The following is a 23,500-nucleotide window of genomic DNA, read 5'->3' as shown; positions in this document are numbered from 1 at the left end:
AAAGAATGCTTTCTTTCATTGTTTTCCCTTTGGAGAACAAATTAATGCCTACAAACATTCAATCATGAATCAAATTCCTTTATTTTCGCCAGTTTTTCTACCAGCACCATACACCTTTTACCGTCAAGTTCGAATATGTACATGGAATTTTCCTTTTCTACAAGGAGTTTCCTGAATTGAATATCGCCTTCCATGTTATTCTCTTTAACGAGCTCTGTCAATTTATTAAAAATTTGTTCTTTATTCGGTTCAATGGTTGAAGCAATCTTGATCGGCATCGGCATTCCCGGAATTTTATAGGTCACTAGAATCACTGTATCCAAATGGCTTCACTCCTTACATGGACAATTCGACACTTCGTGTGTTTTCCCTGCACGGGATGAAAAACTTTTTCTCCGCCCGGCAATTGTTTATACTTAAAAAAAAACTGTTATTGGGAGACTCGTTATGGATAAAAAAGACCTTCAAGAACAGATCATCCAGAACTATCAGGCTGATGAAAAGATGATGATCCTTATTTTTGCCCAATGGTGCGTCAATAATGGGTTAGATCCGGAAGAACTGTATTTGAGTGCCTATCCGGGACAGAAAGGAAACCATGCTCTTAGGGAAGCCATAGAGCTCACTGTTCCAAAAGGGGAAGCCGGAGAAGTGCCGGACAATACCGTTCTTGGCGCTTTATCCCTTTTTGGCAACGACGATCTTGCTTTCATTGTATCCGAAGAAATCCGCAGACGGAAGAAAAAAGGGAATGCCGAATAACTGTAGAAGGATTGGACAAACTAGAGCGGAAAGCCTGTAGCTCAACGGCAGAGCGGCCGCGGCCTGGATTGCCAGGCTGATGTGCATCTAGCAGGTTCAATTCCCGCCAGGCTTTTTAGAAAAATGCTTCTAAAATTGTCTTATAAATCAGGCATGCCCATGAACCCGGCATGCCTTTTCCCGTTTATTCTTCGTATTCGATGGTAATGCCTGATTCGTGCCTTTTCGAAAGAATTTTATCCGTTTTCCTATATTCCTTCGATTTGAACACTATGTCAAAATCATAATCCGGTGGATACAGTTCGCTAGCCGCAATTTTTAGTTCCAGGCACTTATGATTGTATTTCTTCTTTTCCCCTTTTACCTGGACGATGTAATTCCCCAGCTCATCAGGGCCTTTATAAATAATCCCGTATTCGTTCCCGGGAGAAATAACGACATTGTCCCCCATGTTAAAAGAAGCAACTTCCTTCGCTGCGCCATTCATTTCATTTTTTACCCTTTGTTGGTGCCGGTTGACGATAATTTGCCGTTCCATTTCGATTAAGCGCCGATTATCTGTTACTAAATCGGAATAATCCTTTTCTTCCCTGTAGGTGATCCGGTGCGCCCTCTTGATAAGTTCAGGATGCATGCCAAGCTTCAGCGCTATCGCAAACGCCTGGCTCTTGCCGCCCTTTCCGATGGTCAGCCTGTATGTTGGCTGAAGCGTATCAAGGTCAAATTCCATTGACCCGTTGATAAATCCGTCGTGCTGATTGGCAAAATCCTTTATTTCGCTGTAATGCGTCGTCGCCAGCAAAGTAGCGCCTTTTGCGTATAGCTGCTCAAGGATAGCGGCCGCAAGCCCCATCCCTTCTCCCGGGTCCGTTCCGGATCCAAGTTCGTCAAGAAGGACGAGGGTACGGTCATTTGTTTCCTTCAGGATTTCAATAATGTTTACAATTCTTGAACTGAATGTGCTCAAGTTATCCAAAATACTTTGACCATCGCCGATATCAACGAGGATTTTCTGATAGACAGCAATCTCACTTCCCTCTGAAACCGGAATGAAGAGACCAGATTGCACCATCAACGTTAATAGGCCAACTGTTTTGATCGAGACTGTTTTCCCTCCGGTATTCGGCCCGGTAATCACGAGCGCGTTTTCCGGACTGCCAAGCGCTAACGTGAGCGGGACAGCCTTGCTGCCTAGCAGCGGATGCTTGGCGCCTTTAAGGTTAATAACATGCGATTCATTGACCAAAACCTTTTTGCCGTTAATTGCACGTGCGTATTTCGCCTTTGCGAACAAGAAATCATAATGGACCATCGTTTCCACCGCTAAGCGGATTTTCTGTTCATTTGCTTCCACAAGCCCGGTCAAATAGGAAAGGATTTTCTGGATTTCTGCTTCCTCGTCGGACTTCAGCCACAATAGCTGTTCGGAAAAAGTGGCAATTTCCTCTGGTTCGATGAACAGTGTCGACCCGGAAGCAGATGTATCAAGCACCGCCCCTTTAACCTTTGCCCTGTATTCCTTTTTTACCGAAATGACATAACGCCCCTCTCGCTGGCTGATGATATGATCCTGCAAATACGCTTTGTATTTATTCGAACGGACCATTTGCTGCGCTTTTTCCTTGAGCCGTTCCTCCTGGATTGTGAGTTGCTTCCGGATTTTTAAGAGCTCTTTGCTCGCATAGTCATCCACACCGCCATGCCGGATGCAGCGGATGATTTCTTCGGCGAGTACGGGCATCTCATCAATTGAATAAATATAGCCGGATACCCTTGGAGCCACATATTCCTTATCCTTCATAAATCGCTTCATTTTCCCACAGCAATCAAGGAAATCATAAAGCCTGCTGAATTGGTCCGGCCTAAGTGCGACTCCTTTATTCAGCCCTTCCAGCAAGGAGTCGATACCCTCGAGGCCATGCACTGGAACACTTGTGCTGATCGCCATGATTTGCTCCGCTTCGGCTAGTTCGTCAAGTAGCGCCCTTATTTGTTTAAGGTTAGTTGACGGAATCAGGCTGGCAATCCACGCTTTTCCCGCACCGGTCAAAGCGTGGGCGGAAAGAGCTTCCTTGATTTTAAAAAAGTCCAATGTAGTAAATGTGTGATTGTTCAATTTTTTTCCCTCCAAAAATAAAAATAGCCGCGCTGAACAATGTCAACGCGGCTCCGCAAAGAAGCAGATATGTTCCGCTTCCTTATTCCTTTTGGCAAAAAGCCCTTATAACTCTCAATAAAACCCTGATCGGCAGTTTATTGTAGAGTAAAAAAGAGCATTGCTTTGCCTAACCAAAATAAATAGCTGTGCACAAAGGTACACAGCTACAAAGGTTAAAGGATTGTATGCTTGTATGGCCATTGTTCTTAACTTTCATTCCAGGCCACGCCTAAATAAGCTTTCCACAAAACAGTCATTTTGAAGGAAAACATTGGCCAGAATGAGTGTATCCAATTTATTGGATTAGTTAAGAACGGCTCCCGACATAAAACATACTCCCTTAAAAGGCTATATTGGTTTTCATTGAAATACTATCATATGGAAAACAGCAAAGTAAAGCGGCATCAGCGGAAAATTTTACCCTTTCCCGATAATTTTCCGGCAAACTTCATCTCCAAATTGCCAGGTAGATGCAGCCCCGCCCAGGTCCGGAGTCAAAACTGTGCCTTCCTCTAGAACTAGCTGGAGCGATTCCATTAGGATCTTCGCCAGTTCGGATTCACCAAGATGTTCCAGCATCATGCCGGCGCACCAGATGGCGGCAGTCGGATTAGCAATCCCCTTTCCGGCAATATCCGGTGCAGATCCATGGACAGGTTCGAACATGGACGGGAAATCCTTTTCAGGATTGATGTTAGCGGAAGGCGCAATGCCTAGTCCGCCGACAATCGCTGCTCCCAGGTCTGTAAGGATATCACCAAACAGATTCGAGGCAACGACTACGTCGTATGATTCCGGTTTTGTTACGAAAAATGCGGCGAGGGCGTCAATATGGATAATTTCCGTTTTGACATCAGGATACTCTCTGTTTATTTTCCTAACATATTCATCCCAGAACGGCATTGTATGGTTAATGCCGTTTGATTTCGTTGCCGCTGTAAGCCTCTTACTTTTTCCCTGCCTGCTTGCCAGAGAAAAGGCATAGCGTAATACCCGTTCGACTCCAAGCCTTGTAAAAACGGCGCTTTGAATGGCCATGTCCATCGTGGTGCCTTCATACATCCGCCCGCCGATGCTGGAATATTCACCTTCATTGTTTTCCCTGATTACGATAAAATCCAGGTCACGCAGGCCTTTTCCAGCCAGTGGAGACTTTAATCCCCTTAACAGCTTAACAGGGCGAAGGTTGATATACTGCTGGAATTGGCGCCGGATCGGCAATAGCAGCCCCCAAAGGGAAACATGGTCCGGAACGCCTGGATAACCGACTGCGCCAAGGTAGATTGAATCATATCCCTTCAGCTGTTCAAGCCCATTTTCCGGCATCATCACGCCGTTTTTCAGGTAATATTCACAACTCCAATCAAATTCCTGATAGTCGAATTTTAGTCCGCCATCAAGCTGGCAAAGCGCCTCCAGTACTTTTCTTCCTTCACCGATGACGTCTACTCCGATTCCGTCACCAGGAATAAGCGCAATTGAATAATGCCTTGTCATTTCATTCCCCCTAATTTTGATTGAATACTTCGGGGTTCCCACAATAATCGGGTCTTTCACCTTTCACTGCCTTGAGGATATTTTCCGCAACAGTAGTTGACATAATATAGTTACATTCAACCGTTGTTCCGCCAACATGAGGGGTTACGATAATATTTGGAAGTGACAAAATCGGATCACCTGGTTCGGGCGGCTCAGGGTCAAACACATCAAGAGCTGCTCCTGCGATTTTTTTGTCCTTTAAAACCTCATACAGAGCGCCCTGGTCGACAATCCCTCCCCTTGCCGTATTGATAAGGAAAGACGTTGGCTTCATTAAATCAAGAAGTTGCCTTCCCACGAGTCCTCGAGTCTGTCCGGTTAAAGGGATATGAAGCGAAATAAAGTCTGATTCGGAGAAAATAGACTCCAGATCCTCTGTGATTGTAATTCCCCACTCCCGTGCCGCACCGTGCTTTTTCTCATCGTATTTACGGACCCATGCGGTAACGTCCATGCCCAACCCGAGTTTCAGGCGTTTGGCGGTTTCTTTTGCAATGCTGCCAAAACCTATGATTCCAGCTTTTTTGCCTTGTAGTTCATACGTTTTAATACGAGTCCTCGATGCGTAATTTCCCTGGCTCATTTCATTGTGGAACGGAATCAGGTTTTTCCCAATCGCCATGACCATCATGACGGCATGCTCCGCTGTTGAAACAGCGTTGACGGACGGCGCATGGAGGACTGGAATCCCTCTCGATGTTGCATGTACCACATCAATATTATCCAGGCCGACGCCTGCCCCAGAGATCGCCTTAAGATTAGGTGCAGCGTCAATGATATCCCTCGTAATCCTCGCGGGGGCACGCAGTACAATACCGTCGACATTAGCGGCCAATTGGCAAAGGTGTTTCGTTTCAATGTTGTCTGTCCTGATCACCTCGGCACCTTCGAGAAGTATTTTTTCGCCTTCAGGGTGATACATGGACAGGATTTGTAAAATTTTCGGCTTCTTCATTCAATAGTCCCTCATTTATCATATTCGTAAATTTTCAACAATCATGGTCAGCCCCTGGCCACCGCCGATGCAAAGAGTTACAAGACCATACCTTTTGCCTCTCCGATCAAGCTCGTGTACTAGTTTGACCATCAAAATCGCGCCCGTCGCCCCGATAGGATGGCCAAGCGCGATTGCCCCGCCATTGACATTCACTCGTGCGGAATCCAATCCAAGCTCTTTCATTACGGCCAGCGCCTGGGCGGCAAAAGCTTCATTTAATTCTATTAAATCAATTTCATCCAGCCGAAGTCCAGCCTGTTTCAATGCTTTTATTGTAGCAGGTACAGGGCCAATCCCCATAATCTCCGGCGAAACGCCCGCGGATGCATAGCCAATGATTTTTGCGCGGGGCTTCAGGCCTGCGTTGGCCGCGGCTCTTTCCTCCATTACGAGCAAGGCGGCTGCACCGTCATTCCTTCCGCTCGCATTTCCCGCCGTCACAGTCCCGCCAACTTTAAACACCGGCTTTAGCTGTCCTAATTTTTCGAGGGAAGTCGCCCTTGGATGCTCGTCTTTTTCGAAAAAAATATCACCTTTCCTGGATGGCACCTTTAATGGTATGATTTCACCCGAGTATTTGCCCGCCGCAATCGTCGCTGCAGCTTTTTCCTGGCTGGCAAGCGCGAATGCGTCCTGCTCCTCCCTGGATATCCTGTACTTTTCAGCAAGATTCTCCGCTGTCATTCCCATTGTCAGGTGCCCATACATCTCGATTGGCTGTGCCCTTGGCTGGCTTTCCGTATTCGGGTCGAGGAGTTCGCCGTTTCCCGCCCCATAACCATATCGCGCATTTCTCAAATAATAGGGAGCCGTGCTCATGCTTTCCGCCCCGCCGGCCACAAGGATGTTGCTGTCTCCGCAGGTGATTTGCTGAGCTGCATTAACGATTGCCTGCAACCCCGACGCGCATTGGCGATGTACAGTGTATCCCGGCACTTCAACCGGCAGTCCCGCTTTTAACAAAGCCAGCCTTGCAATGTTTGGAGTGTCGGAGCTTTGCTTCGCATGGCCCCATATAACTTCGTCAATGATACTCCCGCCCACGCCTGTCCTTGCAAGAAGTTCACGGATAACAGCCTCGGATAAGTGGTCAGCCTCTACATCCTTCAAAGTGCCTCCCATTCGCCCAATGGCCGTACGGACCCCATCAACAATGACAGCCTGTTTCCTTTCAGCCATTACTTCAAGCCCCTTTTCAGCTCTGCCGCGATAATATTTTTCTGTATCTGGCTTGTACCTTCATAAATTTTCGTTATTCGCGCATCCCTGTAAAATCGCTCAATCGGATAATCCCTCATATAGCCAATGCCTCCGTGAATCTGTACGGCAAGGTCGGCAACCCGATTATACACTTCGGATCCGTACAGCTTCGCGATGGCTGCTTCTTTCACAACCCGCATTTTTCGGTCGCTCATCCAGGCGACCCGGTAGGTGATTGAGCGAAGCACTTCGATTTCGGCTGCCATTTCGGCGAGCATATGCTGGATGGCCTGCTGTTCAAAGATTGGCTTTCCGAACTGCTCCCTCTTCATTGCGTAATCAAGGCTCATCTCGAGAAGTTTTTCACATGAGCCAAGATTCCTTGCCGCCAGCCCCGAGCGGCCATTCGCGAGTATTTTCAGGGCGTTCACATACCCCTTATTTTCCTCTCCAAGAACATTTTCCACCGGGACCTCCATATCTTCAAAAAACAGTTCGGCGGAATGTGAACCGCGGAGCCCCATTTTTCGTTCCACGTTCCCTAGCACAAAGCCTGGGAATGTTTTCTCGACTATGAACGAAGTTATTCCTTTCGGGCCCTTGCCTGGGTCTGTAACCGCCATAACCGTGAACACCTGCCCGCGGACGGCATTTGTAATATAATGCTTGGAACCATTCAGAATATAACGGTCGCCTTTTCTGACAGCCTTCGTTTTTAGTGCGGTCGCATTGGAGCCGGCGCTTGGTTCTGTAAGTGCAAAAGCGCCAATCCACTCGCCGCTTGCCATTTTTGGCAAGTATTTATTCTTTTGTACGTCTGTCCCCAACTCGACAATTCCGACCGATCCAATTCCGGTATGGGCCCCAATCAAAGTCGTAAAACCGTTATGGGTCTTGCCGAGTTCCTCATAAATGGCGCATTTTCCGACCATATCAAGGCCCAGCCCTCCGTATTCCTCTGGTATCCCCAGGCCGAATAGACCCATTTCCATTGACATCCGGACTATTTTTTCAGGTATTTCATCGTTTTCTTCTATTTCCATCGCTACTTTTTCGACTTCCTGCTCCACAAATTCACGGACTGCCGTTCGGAGCAGTTCAATGTCTTCTGAAAAAGAAAAATCCATCCCTTTTCCCCCTTTTAATTGCCAACCTGCCAATATTTCAGCGCCGGTGAAACGGTAAAGCTTGCATCGGTAATAGCCTTGAGTTCTTCAATCCCCATCCCTTCCACTAGCTCCTCAAGGACCATGGTCCCGCCATTTATCGAAAAAACCGCAAGCTCAGTCACAATTATCTTCGCGCACTGGATACCGGTCGTCGGGTAAGTCAATTCCCTGACAAGCTTCGCCGAGCCATCCTTTGACGTATGTGTCAGTGCAGCGATTATTTTTTTTGCCCCGGGGACAAGGTCCATTGCCCCGCCGACTCCAAGGATGTCCGTGCCAGGCACCGCCCAGTTGGCGATTTCCCCTTTTTCACTTACCTGGAGTGCGCCAAGGACGACGACATCAATATGGCCGCCGCGGATCATCCCGAACGAGTCGCTGCTTGAAAAAATGGCTGCTCCTGGTTCAAGTGTTACAGGATGTTTGCTTGCGCTGATGCAATCCATGTCCAGCTCGTCTGATGGAGGAGGGGGTCCCATACCGAGCATGCCGTTTTCCGAATGAAGGAAAACGCCATTTCCCTGTTCAAGGAACTCAGGGATAAGTGTCGGAATGCCAACGCCAAGGTTGACCACCATACCCGGTTTTAGCTCCTGTGCGATCCGCTGGGCAATCCGCCTTCTGGCATCAAGCTTTTTTGACATACACGCCACCTTCCTTCCAATAGCGGCTTACGACAACATAGTCGACAAAATTGTGCGGGGTGACGATTTGTTCAGGATCGAGCGAGCCGATTGGGACAATTTCATCCACTTCGGCAATGACCACATCCGCGGCAGTGGCCATGGCCGGATTGAAGTTTCGGGCTGATTTTGTATAGATGAGATTCCCGAGCGCATCCGCCTTAGCGGCTTTAATCAGTGCCGCTTTTGCCCGGATCGCTTCAACAAGAATATTTCTTTCTCCGTTAAAAATCCGTTCTTCCCGGCCTCTTGCAAGCTCCGTGCCGACGCCGGTTTTTACAAAAAAGGCGGCAATCCCCGCTCCTCCCGCACGGATTGCTTCGACAAAGGTTCCTTGCGGATAAAGTTCAATTTCAAGGTCCCCGCTTTTCCACGCCTTTACGGCATCACGGTTCGACGTGAAGTAGGAACCGATTGCCTTTTTGATTTGGCCGGAATGGAGTAGAAGCCCCAAACCTTTTCCGGGTTCACCCAGATTGTTGCTGATAATTGTCAGATTTCTTATTGAAGGCTGCTCGATGAGTGCGTCAATCAACGTAAAAGGCGTGCCGCACAAACCGAATCCGCCAACCATTACCGAGTCGCCATCCCGCAATAGGCCAACCGCTTCTTCGGGAGACAGCAATTTTTCCGAATACACCGATATTTCCAAATGTACGCCTCCTTTCGTGGCGAAAAAACGCCCCCGCCTTGAGGGCGCTTCTATTCATTTTTTTACTTTTGTTCTTGCCCGCAAAGGAATGTATCCACTTTTCTCGCAGCGGTCATCCCCGACTCGATCGCCCCGTCCATAAAGCTTGCCCAGCCTTTTGCAAATGTCGTGCCGGCAAGGAAAATGCTGTTCTCGGGCGTGTTCCAATCTTCGAAATACTTTAATAGCTGGTTCGGCTTAAGCATTGGCCATGCTTCTTTTGAAAAATCGTCATTGACCCAATCATGGCCGGTGCATTCAAGGACCTTCACATCGGGCAGCCAATTCCTGAGCGCTTTTTCAACACTATTCGGGTCATTTGGGTCAAGCCAGTCGGCCCGAGGACCAAATCCTACGATAATGCTGTTATCTTCAACATATCTGTCCAGGTGCACGGAATTCAGCGGATAATTTCCTGGAGCTACAGCATCGAATGGTTCAAGGCGCCCTTCCAGCTTTGCCCACACCTTTATGCCTCTCGATGTCTGGCCTTCTTGTGAAGCACTCATTTTCAAGTCGGAAAGCTTTGGTGAAAATTCAATTTCTTTCAGGACGGTCATCGGTACGGTAACAATAACTGCCCGGCATCTAAACTCTGTGCCATCAGCTGCCGTCACTGTTGCACCGGCTTCTTCATGCTCTATTTTCACCGCTGGAGCTGAAAGCTTAATTTCGGCATTGGAATCTGCTGCAATCGCTTCAATGAGCGCTTTCGTTCCGTCCTTTAGCTTATAGGTAGAAATCATTTCGCTATGCGTTCCCCAATTTCCCTGTGAAAAGACCCACCAACGGAAAATCTGGCTTGCCGCCCCTTCACCTGGAGGACCGCAAAAGTCGGATGCCACCCAGCCATGAAGGATATCGTATTCCTCTTCCGTCAGCCCGTAGTCTTGCAAAAACTGTTCCGCGGAAATTCCGTCAATCTCCTTGATCAGCGGCGAATGAAGCGGCTGATACGGCAGAGGCAGGTATTTAAGGCTCTCGCTCATCAACTTTCCCGCCGTATCCCTGATTTTGTTCCTGTATTCTTCAACAGTTGAACAGCGTGCATTGCCGCCGGAAACCCAATACACTTTTTTTGGCTTTGGACCTGGAACTATCTCTAAGCCGTACCTTGTTATTTCCGCCCACACATGTGGCTGGTGCCAATGTACATATGTTCCGCCCATTTCCAGGTCGGAATCTAGGCGCCTGTCCACCCAGGTTCTTCCTCCAAGCCTGTCACGCGCTTCCAAAACGAGTACTTTATACCCCAGCAGCCGCAGTTCTCTTGCCGCAGTCAATCCGGAAAATCCTCCGCCGATAATAACCGTGTCGTAGTCCAGTTTTATTTCCTGCATGCGACTCCCCCTTGCACTATCAAACTGCCTTGCCTAATTAAATGTATGATTGATGGATGGGGTTAAGTAGCAAACAGCTGAAAATTCTCCTGCATTGAAGAGGTCCGCTGAAAATTTTGTTCGTCTTTTAACAGCGAGGGATTATTTCGAAGATTTTCAGAATGATATCGAAAATTTTTTCAATTTATCGCCCACTTTTTCCGATTTATCCCCCACTTTTTCCCGGTTATCGAAAACTGTCAAATTTTCGCTACAATTCCACACACCTTCTGTATTAAAAAAAGCCCACATCACTGTGAGCTTCAAAGCTTATTTGTTATCAATCTGCGCCCGCTGCAGAGTCCCGCTAAAATCAACATAGACAGACTTCCACTCGGTATACACGTCAAGCGCAGCTACCCCTGAATCACGATGCCCATTGCCCGTTCCTTTCGTACCGCCGAATGGAAGATGGATTTCCGCACCTGTCGTTCCGGCGTTCACGTAGACAATCCCCGTATCAAAGTCACGCATTGCGGTAAAGACCTTATTGACATCCTTTGTAAAAATGGAACTGGACAAGCCGAATTCAACACTGTTATTCACTTCAATTGCTTCTTCCAGGCTCCGAACCGGGATGATGGAAGTGACAGGCCCGAAAATTTCTTCCCGGGCGATCACCATTCCCGGACTGACATTCGTAAACAAGGTCGGTGCGTAGTAATGCCCTTCGGCTAAATCACCTTCAGAAAGTATTTCACCGCCGCAAAGGAGTTTGGCACCCTCTTCGACCCCTTTTTGCACGTAGCTGTGAATCCGTTCGAGCGAAGCCCTATTGATAACCGGCCCTACGTCGACCGTCTCATCAAGCCCGTTTCCAACTTTTAGCGCTCTTATCCTTGCAAGCAGCTTACTCTCAAGCTCTTCTTTAACCGATTCATGGACGATGATCCGGCTGCAGGCGGTGCAGCGCTGGCCAGCAGTGCCGAATGCGCTCCATACAATCCCGTCAACCGCGAGATCAATGTCAGCGTCCTCAAGCACAGTCACTGCGTTTTTCCCGCCCATTTCAAGCGATGTCCGCTTCAAAAGGCTGCCTGCGCGGCCGTTGATCGCCTTGCCGACTTCGTTGGAGCCTGTAAAAGAAATAATATCGACGTCCGGGTGTTCTACCAGTGCATTCCCGACAACCGACCCGTTCCCGAATACGACATTCAGCAATCCTTTCGGCAGTCCCGCCTCGTCATAAATCTTCGCGAACTCCGCAGCCATGAACGGAGTTTCAGTCGCTGGCTTCCAGACAACCGCATTGCCGGAAACTAGCGCGGGAAGCGACTTCCAAGATGCGATGGCGATCGGGAAATTCCAGGGGGTAATGAGCCCGGCAATTCCGACCGGTACACGGACACTCATCGCGAACTTGTTCCGGAGCTCTGACGGAACCGTATCGCCAAACAAGCGCCGCCCCTCGCCAGCCATATAATAGGCCATGTCAATCGCTTCCTGGACCTCCCCCCTCGCTTCGGCAATCACTTTTCCCATTTCGCTTGTTAAAATTTCCGCCAAATACTCCTTTTTTTCTTTTAAAATCCTTGCAACCTCATATAAAATTTCAGCCCTCTCAGGAGCAGGAACGAGCCTCCACTCCTTTTGCGCCCGTTTTGCCGCGGCCACCGCACGGTCCACATCTTCTGGCCCGGATTTGGCGACCTCCCCCAAAACCTCCCCCGTCGCAGGGTTCACATTTTTTGTGTAGCTGCCTGACAAAGGTTGCACCCATTCACCGTTTATATAATTCTCGTAACGTACCATTCTCCGAACCTCCGTCATTTAGATCTTAATTTTCCTTTTTATCCGGCCAATTGCTTCATCCAGCCTGGCGTTTGGAACAGATAGGGATATCCGGAAATAGCCTTCCCCCGATGGCCCGAATGCGCTTCCAGGAGTCACGATGACCCCGGCTTGCTCAAGGACAGCTTCCGCGAACCCCGTTGATGAATAACCTGCCGGAACAGGCGCCCATATAAAAAATGACGCTTTAGGTGGTTCGACCTCTATGCCGATTTCCTGAAGGGCTTCGATCATCCCTTTCATTCTCGCAAAATATATATCATTATGCGTGTCCACACAAGTTTGGTCCGACAAAATCGCATGTGCTCCCGCCAATTGGATTGGAGTAAAAACACCTGTGTCGGTATTGCTTTTAAAAACGGCCAACGCCTTGATAACATCCCTGTTCCCAACAACGTATCCAATACGCCATCCGGTCATGCAGTACGTTTTCGAAAGAGAACCAAATTCGACCGCGACATCCTTCGCTCCCCGTGCCTCAAGAATGCTCGGGGGTTTATAGCCGCTGAAGGCCACTTTATTGTAAGCCGAATCATGGGCGATGATGATGCCCTTATCTTTTGCGAAATCGACCGCGTTTTGAAAAAAGGGGCCGTCCACGACCGCCGCCGTCGGATTGCCGGGATAATTCAAAAACATTAGCCGGGCCTTTTCCAATACATTTTCCGGAATCTCTTCAAAATCGGGCAAAAAACCGTTTTCTTTCACCATCGGCATGTCATGGTACTTACCGCCTGCAAGCAGGGCCGCCATCCGGTAAGGCGGGTAGCACGGATCTGGAACGAGCACGATTTCCCCCGGGTCGATCATCACAGGAACGAGATGGGAAAGCCCTTCCTTCGACCCGATTAATGCAAGTACCTCGGTCTCAGGGTCCAGTTCGATGCCATATTCCCGCTTGTAAAATTCTGCAACAGCCTTCCTGAACACCGGATGGCCCGAAAACTGAGGGTACCTCAAATTTTCAGGCTTCCTCGCTTCTTCAACAAGCTTGTCAACAATGTGAGCCGGCGTCGGCAAGTCCGGGTCTCCGATCCCTAGGTCTATCACATCGATTCCCGACTTGATCATGGCCGCCTTCTTCTTCCCAAGTTCCGCGAACATGTAGGGAGGAATCTGGTCCATTCTGGCAGATTGGTAGCGCAAAACATTTCCCCCTTTTCGTTAGGTGTCCCTAAAGAAAAAGTATGGGAAAAACAGTGGAGTATGCTTTATATTTTTTGTAAATAGGCTTTTCTTTCTTGTTCGGGAACCATGCTGCCGCCAGTCGCCCAGGCGATATGTGTAGCGTCCTTCATTTTTCCCAGAAGGCCATTGCTTTGTAAAAACTCCTCGCCCTCAGCCGTTTGATGCAGCTTCACAGGTCCAAGCGCCCCGACGGTGGCTGAAGGCTCAAGGAAAATTCCTTCTGAGTGCCACATACCTTTCATCATCCTGAAAAGTTCCTCATCTCTGACCGTATAGAGCCCTGCCAAAAGAGATTCAATCGTCCTGCTTACAAATCCGGATGATCTCCCAACTGCAAGGCCATCCGCCACGGTTATGTTCCTCAAGCCAAAATCGTTCACGCTAACTTCATCATGCAACCCTGTGGCAAGGCTTAGGAGCATGCACGGGGATTGGACCGGCTCCGCAAAAAAACAATGGACATTGTTTTTGAAAATTGCTTTAAGGCCATAGGCGATTCCGCCAGGGCCTCCGCCAACTCCACAGGGCAGGTAAACGAACAGCGGGTGATTGCTGTCAACCAATACACCTTTTTCATCAAGCTGCCTTTTCACTCTTTCGGCAGCGACGGCATACCCGAGAAACAGGTTCACCGAATTTTCATCATCAATAAAATAACAGGTTGGATCGCTTTCGGCTTGCTTCCTTCCCTGTTCAACAGCAGCGGAATAGTCCGATGCATACTCGACCACATTCACTCCTAGCGAGCGGAGCTTATTTTTCTTCCATTCTTTCGCCTCAGCGGACATATGCACCGTTACTTTAAAGCCCAGCTTAGCGCCAATCAGGCCGATGCTTAGGCCGAGATTCCCTGTAGAGCCCACAGCGATTGAATAATTTGAGAATAAGTCCCGGAATGCCCCGCTCCCAAAAATCGAATAATCTTTACCAGGTTTAATTAAATTGTGTTGTATTGCCAGGTCTTCCGCATGCTTCAATACTTCATAAATTCCCCCGCGGGCTTTTATCGACCCGGAAATCGGCAGTTCATTATCGCATTTCAAAAATAACCTGCCATCAATTTCCCTTCCATGCCATTCACCAATCATTTCCTTGAACTTGTTGATTTCCAAAAGCGGTGATTCGATGATTCCGTCCGCTTCCATTGTTTCAGGGTAAACATTTTTTATGAAGGATGCGAATCGAGCCAGCCGGTATGAAGCCGCTTGTATTTTTTCTTCCATTCCAAACGGGCCCCCGCCACTATGTAAATATCGCGGATTTGCCCAGAAAACCTCCTCGGCTTTGGCCACCCTGCCAAGAACGGGAATATCCTTTTTCCACTCATCAATTGATTTTCCTCCAACTATACTACCGTTCATTTGCCCGACTCTCCTCTATTATTCTTCTCGTTCCACCGTTTACCGTCTTTTTAACAAGCCTCATTCCCAAGGTCTTTGTATAAACATAATTCTTTTCAGCCTTCGTAATGCAGTACCCAAAAGTTCCATTAGAGCGCGCTCCCTTCATGGTTAACTGTTAACTTCATAGTAGCAGGTTTCTCATACTCTTTAAAAAATTTGATAGTCGCCAAAACAAAAAAATCCCGCGGGATTCCGCGGGATTTATCTGGTTATCGGTTCAAATCGCTGATTCCGGGAGCATGTTCGTTTGGAAGCTCCGGCAAAACGGGCACCGGAAACCCTTGCGGCGGCTGGACTACTTTAAGTTCGCCGCCGTTCCTGCTCGGCGACTTGCCGCTGAAAATTTCACCTATAAGCGTATCATCAAGCCTGAAGTTGAATTGGGCATTATGAAAGCCCATATCCACATACTTCCGGCATTCAGGATATTTGTTAATGTCATAGTTCGGAACCGGGAGCAATTTTCCCCAATCCACTCCCAGCGTTTCAAGGGCTTTTGCAAACGCATTTTGGTGCGCGTTGTCTCTGACAATCAGGAAAGCGAGCGTTTCCCGGAACGTTTTGTTGGAGCTCATTTCGTATATTCTTGATTTTTGTAAAACACCGGTTGATTCAAGCGTTAGGTTATCTAGTAAGTCACCGATCAGATTTCCATGGCTGTACACCCATGACCCGTTCCACGGATTTCCGGCGGCATCCTCAGGTAGCGATGCCTGTGCTCCGATAATGTAATGATGCGGGTTCGCGTGGTTGACTGGGCCGCCGAGAGGTGCTCCGCTTGAGCTGTCCGAGCCAACCCCCGGCTCTCCGGATTCATTCAACAGCTGATTGATGGTTGTCTGCACAAGCTCAACATGGCTTAATTCCTCAAGGAAAATTCCACGGAGCAAATCCCTGTATTTCTTATCCGTTCCCCGAAAATTTGAACTTTGGAAAAAGAACTGCATCATCGTGCGCATTTCGCCAAAGTGCCCGCCCAGAATTTCCTGCATCGCTTTCGCCGCAACCGGGTCCGGCTTATCGGGCGTGATGATATTAATCAAATCTTCCCTGTAAAAGTACATATTTTACCCCTCTTTCCTGTATAAAGCCTGGCATGAGGCCTTTCCCATAGTCTGCCAAAAAAGGGGCGAAACATGCATTCGGAGAGGCATAAAGCGAAGGATTATTTTTTGCACTATTTAGATAAAGAGAATGAAGAAATAAGAACTAAAATAGACAGAAAACAGCTAGAATAAACGTAAAAACAACTGGCTAATCAAATAAAGAAGCCCTTCCCCGAGAAGAGCTTCCCATACTGCAACATTATCCCAAATAAAACCCGATTTTCCCCAGCTGTTCCGCCTTTTCTAGCCTGTCAAACGCTTCTTTGTACTCTTCAAGCGCGAACATACGGTCAATGACCGGCCTGACTCCATGCTTTTCGATAAACTGGAGCATTTCCCCTAGCTCCTCGCCGCTCCCAAGGGTAGAACCAAGCAGATTATACTGGCCGTAAAAGAATGAACGTAAATTAAAATCAACCACATCCCCTGCGGACGCGCCGAACGTTACAATCGTTCCGCCTGTCCGGAGCTGGCTAAGCGATTTATTGAACGTTGCCGCCCCAACCGATTCTATGACGACATCCATCTTTTCCCCGCTTAGCTCTTCCGCCCAATCACCCTCACTGTTAAACGCTTTGTCCGCGCCTAATTCCAGCGCGCTTTTGCATTTCTCCTCTGAACGAGACGTAACATAAACAGTGGCCCCGGCGGCTTTTGCCATTTGGAGCATCAGCGTCGCCACCCCGCCGCCGATTCCCGGGATGAGAACCTTCATCCCTTCACTTACCTTCGCCCTTGTAAACAAGACGCGGTAGGCAGTAAGGCCGGCAACTCCTAAAACGCCAGCTTCCTCCCATGTTAAAAATGAAGGTTTCGGCAATGCGTTCTCCGCCGGAATGACTATGTATTCACCGAATGTCCCTTGGAGAGGATGTCCAAGTATATCAAACCCTGGAGGTGGTGCGTCGCTTTTTTCTTTCCAGCCGACCCCCGGATTGATGATGACTTCATCCCCAACCTTAACTCCAGCTACGCCTTCCCCGACCGCGTCGATAACTCCCGCTCCATCCGATCCCATGACAAGCGGCGGCTCCGTTTCCTTGTGGCGTTCAAGGATAATCAGCTCCCTGTGGTTTAGCCCGGCTATTTTTATTTTGACCCTGACCTCTCCGGCTCCGGGCTCAGGTTTCTCAAAATCCTGGTACGCCAAGCCTTCCATTCCGGTTTTTCCCGCATGAACTAGTGCTTTCATTATCTCCACTCCAATCTTTTCTTTCTCATCTTCTATTTTGGAATAAAGACCGCAAAATTGCATGTTTTTACTCTCGAATTCAACCAATTTTCAAAAAATTTGACCATAATCTTTGTAAACATAAAAAAGCAACCGGTTTATACCACCGGCTGCCCTCCAAACTTCTATTTGTCTTTTTCTATAAGGTCCTTCAGCTTTTCGAATGACGCCTTGATTTCATCCGTTACTTTGGAGAAGTCCTCTTTTTCAAGAAAATCCTTATTGAAATCGCCTTTATCGATGCGTTCAAGGTAAACATCTATTTTTTCTTCGAGCAGTTTGCTGTTATCAACTATTTCTCTATGAAAATCGCCGGCGATTTCAGGCGCCTGGACCTTTCCGAATTCATTTATTTCCTGCTTCATCTCTTCAAGGCTGCCCTTCAATTCCTGCTTTGCCTGTTCATCATTTACCGCTTTTTCAGCTTTTTCCGGAATGTCACGGGCAAAATCCGCAACCTTTTCCATATACTCCGAAGCTTCACCCGTATATTCCCGAGCACCCTGTCCATCTCCTCCCGATGAACAGCCCGCTAAAATAACGGCAAGTAAGCAAAAGAGCGAAAAAACCTTCATCCTCATCGTATCCACCTCCTTGGCCGGATCGTTGGAAACGGGAACCTTGTCCCATTATTCCTTTACCCATTTTTCCCGCCTATAAAGCGGAGGTGAGATAGTATTTTGTGATGGCAAGGTACTCCCTTCCATACGATTTCACTACAGCCTGGGCTGGAGTTTTCGCGGGAAGTCCGCCAAGATCAAGGCCGTTGTCGCTGGCAATCATTTTTGCCCTGTACATGTGGAAGGTATTCGTTACGACTAGCCCTTTACGCAACCCTTCAGGCAGAAGCGCTTTTGAAAATTTGATATTTTCATATGTAGATGTTGATTGGTCTTCCATGATAATCCTTGTTTCGGAGATGCCATGCCAGACCAGTTCCCGCTTAATTGCCTCCGCTTCCGAAATATCTTCCCCTGGCCCCATCCCGCCAGATGCTATGGCGATGGTTTCGGGATTATCGAGCAAATAGCTTGCCGCAGCATCAATCCTTGCCTGAAGCGCTAGAGAAGGAGTTTCCCCTTTCACCCTCGCGCCAAGGATAATTACATAGTCCGCGCCTGGAGCAGGCTTATCCTTGGCATGCTGGTGAATTTTCGCATGGAGGAAAACCACATAGAGTATTCCAAAAACCAAAATAAAAACGAGACCTTTTTTAATAATAGTACATTTAACGATAACCACTTCCCCCGGTTTAGATGACTCCAGGAAAAAGCAAGGGGAAGCCCTTGGTGGGCATCCCCTGTGCAGGACCTACTTAATGATGACCGGTTCGGTATGCCAAATATCATTGGCATATTCCTGTATCGTCCGGTCACTTGAAAAATAGCCGGACATTGCGATGTTGACGAGGCTCTTTTTCAGCCAGCCAGTCCTGTCGCCGTAACTCCTTCCAACCTGTTCCTGGATGTCGGCATAGGAGGAGAAATCGCGAAAAACAAAATATTGGTCATTATAGGAAAGAAGCGAGTCGTAAATTTCGGAAAACTCATTACCCGTATCAGGGAAAAATCCGTTGACAAGCTGGTCCACTACCGTACGGATCCGCCGGTCATAATGGTAATACTCCTGGGCATGGTAACCCCCGTTCCGCTGGAATTCAAGGACCTCATCGGCGCTAAGCCCAAACAGGAATATATTTTCCCGGCCGACAAGCTCCGTTATCTCGACATTCGCGCCGTCAAGCGTCCCGACCGTCAGTGCCCCATTCATCATGAACTTCATATTCCCGGTCCCGGAAGCTTCCTTGCTCGCAGTAGAAATCTGCTCGCTCACGTCGGCTGCTGGGAAGATTTCCTCTCCGAGCGACACACGGTAATTTTCAAGGAAGACGACTTTGATCCTGTCGTTCACTACTGGGTCGTTGTTCACTTTCTCGGCGACTGAATTAATCAATTTAATTACTTTTTTCGCAAAATAATAACCCGGTGAAGCCTTTGCCCCAAAAATGAATGTCCTTGGGTGCATTTCATAATTCGGGTACTCTTTTATCCGATTGTACAAATACATGATGTGAAGGACATTCAACAGCTGCCTTTTATAGGCGTGCAACCTTTTAACCTGCACATCGAAAATCGAGTTCGGATTGACGGTTATGCCCGTTTTTTCATGGATGCGCGATGCGAGCCGTTCCTTGTTTGCCAGTTTAATTGAATCAATTTTTTTCAGAAAGGCCTCGTTTTCCCGGAACTGAAGCAGTTCCTCAAGCCTTATTGTATCCCTGATCCAGCCAGGGCCGATTGTATCGGTAATCAATTCTGCAAGCCTAGGATTGGCTTTCATCAGCCAGCGCCGGTGGGTAATCCCATTTGTTTTGTTATTAAAACGGTCAGGGAAAACTTTGTAAAAATTGTTCATTTCCCGTTCCTTCAGTATATCGGTATGGAGCCTGGCAACGCCATTTATGCTATGGGAGCCGACGATTGCTAGCGGAGCCATCCTAACCTCGCCATGTGCCACAATTGCCATGTTTTCAATCAAGTCCCAGCTGCCGGGATGCCGGTCCCACAGCAGCCTGCAAAACCGTTCATTGATTTCCTCAACAATCATGTATATCCTTGGCAGAAGAGGCCTGAAGATCCTTTCCGGCCACCTTTCAAGCGCTTCCGATAGTGTCGTATGGTTCGTATAGGAAAGCGTATTGACGGTTATATGCCACGCTTCATCCCAGCCTAGCCCTTCGTCATCCATGAGGATCCGCATCAGTTCAGGTACTGCTAGCGCAGGGTGGGTATCGTTAATATGGATGCTCGTGTGCTCATGTAGCTCAAAAATGCTTTTGTTTTTCTTCTTGAACGATTTAATGATTGCCCTCAAGGAAGCGGCGACAAGAAGGTATTGCTGTTTCAGCCTAAGAATTTTCCCTTCATCATGCGTATCGTCCGGATAAAGGAACTCGCAGATTGCTTCCGTTTCCTTTTTGTATTTAAGGATATCCGTATTGGCCGTGAACTTGGAAGGTTCCGCGCTCCATAGCCGCAGCGTATTCACTGTTTTCGTATTGTAGCCGACGACCGGCATGTCATAAGGGACTGCCGTGACAATTTCCGGATTGATGTGGCGGAACACTATGCGCCCGTTTTCCATGGAGCTTTCGACATGTCCCCAGAAAGGAATTTCCTCTGCTTCATCGCCCTTGCGAACTTCCCAAACATGGCCGTGCTTCAGCCATTGTTCCGGCAGTTCAACCTGATAACCGTCTACGATTGCCTGCTCAAACAGGCCATGCTTGTAGCGGATACCGCATCCATGGCCAGGCAGGCTAAGCGATGCGAGCGAATCAAGGAAACAGGCGGCAAGCCGCCCAAGTCCTCCGTTGCCCAGTCCGGCATCTGCTTCGAATTCTTCAAGGCCGTCAAGTTCAATCCCCAATTCCTTAAGCCCCTTGCTGACAATCTCCTCAATTCCAAGATTCATCAGATTATGGCGGAGAAGCCTTCCGAGCAGGAATTCAATTGAAAGATAATAAACCTGTTTTTTTCCCGAAATACGGTACATTTCGTTTGTCTTGATCCAATTCGTGCTTACTTGCTCCCTGATCATCGTGCCGAGCGTCTGGAACTGCTCCCGCCTTGTACTTTCTTCAAAAGTCGTGCCATAGGCCATTTCTAGCTTTTGGACGAAAGCGGCCTTGAACTCGGGTACACTGGAAAACATTTGGATAACCCCCTATCTTTTAAGCTCCTCATAAAGCTGCTGATACATTTGCGCGGACCGGGTCCAGCTGAAATCCAGCTCCATAACCTTGCGAGTGAGAAAGTTCCATACATCCTGCTGCTTGTAAAAGGCCAAAGCCCTTTCAATGGTATAAAGCATGTCATGCGCATTGAAATTTGTGAAGGTAAAACCATTGCCTTCACCGTTCTCTCGATTATACGACTTGACTGTATCGTTCAATCCGCCAGTTTCCCTGACAATCGGCACGGCTCCATAGCGCATCGCAATCAGCTGGCTCAGGCCACACGGCTCGAATTTCGAAGGCATCAGGAACAAGTCCGCTCCCGCATAAATCCTGTGGGCAATCCCCTCATCAAAGCCTATGAAAACCTTGCACTGGCTCGGATACTGGCTGCTCATTTGGCTGAAAAAGTATTCGAATTCCCTGTCACCCGTCCCAAGAACGATCAACTGGGCCCCAGTAGCCATTATTTCGTGGAATACACCCCGGACGAGTTCCAGCCCTTTTTGCTTCGTAAGCCGGGTAACCATCGCAATCAAGGGCACATTGCTCTCTTCGGGGAGTCCGAATTGGTCCTGTATAGCCTTCTTGTTTTCACTGCGGGGCTCTCTATTCTCCATCGAAAATGGAGCGGATAGAAATGGGTCGTTTTCCGGATTGTACAGTTCATAGTCAATTCCGTTCACAATTCCCTCAAGGTCCGCGCTTCTCATCCGTAAGACGCCATCAAGTCCCTCTCCGAAATAGGCGGTTTTAATTTCCTCCCGGTATGTAGGGCTAACCGTTGTAATTTTATCCGAAGCAACAAGGCCCGCCTTCATAAAGTTGATATTTCCGTAATATTCTAGCTGTCCCGGGTTGAAATACCGGTCATCGAGCCCCAGGAGGTCATTCATTACCTCCTTTGGGAATACTCCCTGGAATTGGAGATTGTGTATCGTAAAAATCGACCTGATCCCTTCAAATCCTTCCCGATGGCGATACTGTTCCCGCAATAGGAAGGGAATCATCCCTGAATGCCAGTCATGTGAATGGATAATGTCGGGGAAAAACCCGATATGGCCGATGCTTTCAAGCACAGCCCTATTAAAGAAGGAGAATTTTTCACCATCATCGTAATCCCCATACATTTGGCTTCTGAAAAAATAATATTGATTATCGATAAAATAATGGATAATCCCATCATGCTCAAGTTCTTCAATGCCACAATATTGGTTGCGCCAGCCAAGCTGAACGGTAAATTCGGCTGTCTTCTTCATTTTTCGTTTATATTCGTCCCGGATTAAAGCGTATTTGGGAAGGATAACCCTAACATCAAAGCCAAGTTTCTTTAATTCCTTTGGCAGGGCTCCCGCTACATCCGCGAGACCCCCGGACTTTACAAATGGGACGCATTCCGATACTGCAAAAAGAATTTTCACGAGTTTTTCCACGCTCCCTGGGTCCTGCCCTTCCGAATGACGGCCGGGCTGTCTTCTGATGCAACTAATTCGGTTCCGTTTTCAATTGTCACATCCTTGTCCAAGATGACATGATCAAGAACGCAATCTTCACCAATCCTCGACTTTTGCATGATGATGCAGTTTTTAACAATCGCACCTTTTCCAATTGTCACCCCGCGGGCAATAATGCTATTTTCAACAACTCCCTGAATTTTGCAGCCATTCGCAATCATTGAGTTGCGGACGGTTGAGGTGGAAGAATAGCGTGCCGGGGGCTCATCCTTGACTTTAGTGAGGATAGGCCTTTCCTTCGTGAAAAGCCTGGTCCAAATGTCCGGATTGAGGAGGAGCCTGCTTGCTTTTGCATAGTTCGCAATTGAATTTACCTGTATAGCAAATCCTTCAAAATTGTGGTAATGGACTGAATAAGGACTATTTAAATCCGTTAAGGCGTCGCGGATAGTCAAATAGCCCGTTTCCATCCGCTTTTCAATTATTTCAAGGAGGAGTTCTTTTTTCATCAAGTAGATTCCAAGTGAGGCCCCATCTTTCAGGACTTCCGTAATATCCCTCTCAGACGAAATATGCTCATCAAGGATTGGGGAAAAATCAATGTTAAATACTGTGTAAGCATTTGCGATTAACGCATAGGGCTGCCGGCTCCGTGTAAAAAAATCGATGTTTTCCGCGAAGTCGTAGAGGGGACCAATGCCGGTGACCGGCTTGTCAAGGCTCGTGGACGGAAAAAAGAACAGGCCGTCCCTTTTCCTGTTTAAATCCCAGTTCCTGCCCGATCCCAAGTGGTCCATTAAAGAACGATATTGGTACTTTGAAAATATGCCAACGCTCTGGATGCCGGAATTCACCATATTCGAGAGGATGAAATCAATAAGGCGGTATCTCCCTCCAAACGGAATAGCCGCAACCGATCGGTGGATGGTCAATTCATCGAGGTCTTTATGGAATGTTGTAGCATCAATGATACCCAGTATATCTTTTTTCAATTGTTGCCCCTCCCAATAGGA

General features: G+C 48.0%; 20 protein-coding genes and 1 tRNA gene. 2 read left to right on the top strand and 19 right to left on the bottom strand.

The features are described 5' to 3' along the window. Window positions 1-62: 62 nt before the first annotated feature. Window positions 63-323 carry a hypothetical protein gene (locus tag RB160_RS09635; protein ID WP_316570016.1) on the bottom strand — a complete coding sequence of 87 codons (261 nt, stop codon included), beginning with the start codon at window positions 321-323 and terminating at the stop codon, window positions 63-65. A 124-nt stretch (window positions 324-447) separates the two neighbouring features. On the opposite strand from RB160_RS09635, the gene RB160_RS09630 reads away from it, so the two are divergent. Next, a complete protein-coding gene (locus RB160_RS09630) occupies window positions 448-762 on the top strand; it encodes a hypothetical protein (RefSeq protein ID WP_316570015.1) in 315 nt (104 codons plus the stop codon). A gap of 30 nt (window positions 763-792) precedes the next feature. After that, window positions 793-877: transfer RNA gene (locus RB160_RS09625), tRNA-Ser, on the top strand. Window positions 878-946: 69 nt separating this feature from the next. On the opposite strand, the gene RB160_RS09620 is transcribed toward RB160_RS09625, so the two are convergent. The 18 genes from RB160_RS09620 to RB160_RS09535 form a co-directional block, all read right to left on the bottom strand. Continuing rightward, window positions 947-2,878 (bottom strand): endonuclease MutS2, encoded by a 1,932-nt coding sequence (locus RB160_RS09620; protein WP_316570014.1) that lies wholly within the window; start codon window positions 2,876-2,878, stop codon window positions 947-949. A gap of 459 nt (window positions 2,879-3,337) precedes the next feature. Further along, the gene (locus tag RB160_RS09615) at window positions 3,338-4,417 is read right to left on the bottom strand and encodes a tartrate dehydrogenase (RefSeq protein WP_316570013.1); all 1,080 of its coding nucleotides are present in this window, start codon (window positions 4,415-4,417) and stop codon (window positions 3,338-3,340) included. A gap of 10 nt (window positions 4,418-4,427) precedes the next feature. Continuing rightward, window positions 4,428-5,414 carry a hydroxyacid dehydrogenase gene (locus tag RB160_RS09610; RefSeq protein WP_316570012.1) on the bottom strand — a complete coding sequence of 329 codons (987 nt, stop codon included), beginning with the start codon at window positions 5,412-5,414 and terminating at the stop codon, window positions 4,428-4,430. An 18-nt stretch (window positions 5,415-5,432) separates the two neighbouring features. After that, a complete protein-coding gene (locus RB160_RS09605; protein ID WP_316570011.1) occupies window positions 5,433-6,635 on the bottom strand; it encodes a thiolase family protein in 1,203 nt (400 codons plus the stop codon). Next, the gene (locus RB160_RS09600) at window positions 6,635-7,783 is read right to left on the bottom strand and encodes an acyl-CoA dehydrogenase family protein (RefSeq protein ID WP_316570010.1); all 1,149 of its coding nucleotides are present in this window, start codon (window positions 7,781-7,783) and stop codon (window positions 6,635-6,637) included. Before RB160_RS09600 ends, RB160_RS09605 begins: the two co-directional genes overlap by 1 nt. A 14-nt stretch (window positions 7,784-7,797) precedes the next feature. Further along, window positions 7,798-8,469, bottom strand: coding sequence for a 3-oxoacid CoA-transferase subunit B (locus tag RB160_RS09595; RefSeq protein ID WP_316570009.1), 672 nt, complete (start codon window positions 8,467-8,469; stop codon window positions 7,798-7,800). Next, the gene (locus RB160_RS09590; protein WP_316570008.1) at window positions 8,453-9,160 is read right to left on the bottom strand and encodes a CoA transferase subunit A; all 708 of its coding nucleotides are present in this window, start codon (window positions 9,158-9,160) and stop codon (window positions 8,453-8,455) included. Before RB160_RS09590 ends, RB160_RS09595 begins: the two co-directional genes overlap by 17 nt. A gap of 62 nt (window positions 9,161-9,222) precedes the next feature. Then, complete coding sequence (locus tag RB160_RS09585; protein ID WP_316570007.1) at window positions 9,223-10,539, bottom strand: flavin monoamine oxidase family protein; 1,317 nt, start codon at window positions 10,537-10,539, stop codon at window positions 9,223-9,225. Window positions 10,540-10,848: 309 nt separating this feature from the next. Then, window positions 10,849-12,330, bottom strand: coding sequence for an aldehyde dehydrogenase family protein (locus RB160_RS09580; RefSeq protein ID WP_316570006.1), 1,482 nt, complete (start codon window positions 12,328-12,330; stop codon window positions 10,849-10,851). 18 nt (window positions 12,331-12,348) lie between these two features. Continuing rightward, window positions 12,349-13,515: an LL-diaminopimelate aminotransferase gene (locus RB160_RS09575; RefSeq protein WP_316570005.1), complete on the bottom strand. Its 1,167-nt coding sequence runs from the start codon at window positions 13,513-13,515 to the stop codon at window positions 12,349-12,351. A gap of 65 nt (window positions 13,516-13,580) precedes the next feature. Next, entirely contained in the window at window positions 13,581-14,918 is a 1,338-nt protein-coding gene (locus RB160_RS09570) for a D-serine ammonia-lyase (RefSeq protein ID WP_316570004.1), read from the bottom strand. Between the two features lie 251 nt (window positions 14,919-15,169). Continuing rightward, window positions 15,170-16,024 carry a manganese catalase family protein gene (locus RB160_RS09565; protein WP_316570003.1) on the bottom strand — a complete coding sequence of 285 codons (855 nt, stop codon included), beginning with the start codon at window positions 16,022-16,024 and terminating at the stop codon, window positions 15,170-15,172. A gap of 241 nt (window positions 16,025-16,265) precedes the next feature. Beyond that, the gene (locus RB160_RS09560) at window positions 16,266-17,258 is read right to left on the bottom strand and encodes a zinc-binding dehydrogenase (RefSeq protein WP_316570002.1); all 993 of its coding nucleotides are present in this window, start codon (window positions 17,256-17,258) and stop codon (window positions 16,266-16,268) included. 164 nt (window positions 17,259-17,422) lie between these two features. After that, entirely contained in the window at window positions 17,423-17,878 is a 456-nt protein-coding gene (locus RB160_RS09555; protein WP_316570001.1) for a DUF6376 family protein, read from the bottom strand. A gap of 73 nt (window positions 17,879-17,951) precedes the next feature. Further along, window positions 17,952-18,533, bottom strand: a complete 582-nt coding sequence (locus RB160_RS09550; protein ID WP_316570056.1) for a YdcF family protein — start codon at window positions 18,531-18,533, stop codon at window positions 17,952-17,954. A 75-nt stretch (window positions 18,534-18,608) separates the two neighbouring features. Further along, a complete protein-coding gene (locus tag RB160_RS09545) occupies window positions 18,609-21,011 on the bottom strand; it encodes a glycogen/starch/alpha-glucan phosphorylase (protein WP_316570000.1) in 2,403 nt (800 codons plus the stop codon). 12 nt (window positions 21,012-21,023) lie between these two features. Next, a complete protein-coding gene (gene glgA, locus RB160_RS09540) occupies window positions 21,024-22,454 on the bottom strand; it encodes a glycogen synthase GlgA (RefSeq protein ID WP_316569999.1) in 1,431 nt (476 codons plus the stop codon). Next, the gene (locus RB160_RS09535; RefSeq protein ID WP_316569998.1) at window positions 22,451-23,479 is read right to left on the bottom strand and encodes a GlgC family sugar phosphate nucleotidyltransferase; all 1,029 of its coding nucleotides are present in this window, start codon (window positions 23,477-23,479) and stop codon (window positions 22,451-22,453) included. The genes glgA and RB160_RS09535 overlap by 4 nt, the downstream gene beginning before the upstream one ends. Between the last annotated feature and the right edge of the window lie 21 nt (window positions 23,480-23,500).

The sequence above is a fragment of the Neobacillus sp. YIM B06451 genome (genome assembly GCF_032667185.1).
In the GTDB taxonomy this organism is placed as follows: domain Bacteria; phylum Bacillota; class Bacilli; order Bacillales; family Cytobacillaceae; genus Bacillus_D.
This window is presented reverse-complemented; position numbering and strand designations above follow the sequence as displayed.

Bases quoted from the DNA above. Each gene is read 5' to 3' on its own strand.
- RB160_RS09630 (WP_316570015.1), top strand. From the start codon at position 448: ATGGATAAAAAAGACCTTCAAGAACAGATCATCCAGAACTATCAGGCT.
- RB160_RS09615 (WP_316570013.1), bottom strand. From the start codon at position 4,417: ATGACAAGGCATTATTCAATTGCGCTTATTCCTGGTGACGGAATCGGA.
- RB160_RS09610 (WP_316570012.1), bottom strand. From the start codon at position 5,414: ATGAAGAAGCCGAAAATTTTACAAATCCTGTCCATGTATCACCCTGAA.
- RB160_RS09605 (WP_316570011.1), bottom strand. From the start codon at position 6,635: ATGGCTGAAAGGAAACAGGCTGTCATTGTTGATGGGGTCCGTACGGCC.
- RB160_RS09600 (WP_316570010.1), bottom strand. From the start codon at position 7,783: ATGGATTTTTCTTTTTCAGAAGACATTGAACTGCTCCGAACGGCAGTC.
- RB160_RS09595 (WP_316570009.1), bottom strand. From the start codon at position 8,469: ATGTCAAAAAAGCTTGATGCCAGAAGGCGGATTGCCCAGCGGATCGCA.
- RB160_RS09585 (WP_316570007.1), bottom strand. From the start codon at position 10,539: ATGCAGGAAATAAAACTGGACTACGACACGGTTATTATCGGCGGAGGA.
- RB160_RS09580 (WP_316570006.1), bottom strand. From the start codon at position 12,330: ATGGTACGTTACGAGAATTATATAAACGGTGAATGGGTGCAACCTTTG.
- RB160_RS09570 (WP_316570004.1), bottom strand. From the start codon at position 14,918: ATGAACGGTAGTATAGTTGGAGGAAAATCAATTGATGAGTGGAAAAAG.
- RB160_RS09565 (WP_316570003.1), bottom strand. From the start codon at position 16,024: ATGTACTTTTACAGGGAAGATTTGATTAATATCATCACGCCCGATAAG.
- RB160_RS09560 (WP_316570002.1), bottom strand. From the start codon at position 17,258: ATGAAAGCACTAGTTCATGCGGGAAAAACCGGAATGGAAGGCTTGGCG.
- RB160_RS09555 (WP_316570001.1), bottom strand. From the start codon at position 17,878: ATGAGGATGAAGGTTTTTTCGCTCTTTTGCTTACTTGCCGTTATTTTA.
- RB160_RS09545 (WP_316570000.1), bottom strand. From the start codon at position 21,011: ATGTTTTCCAGTGTACCCGAGTTCAAGGCCGCTTTCGTCCAAAAGCTA.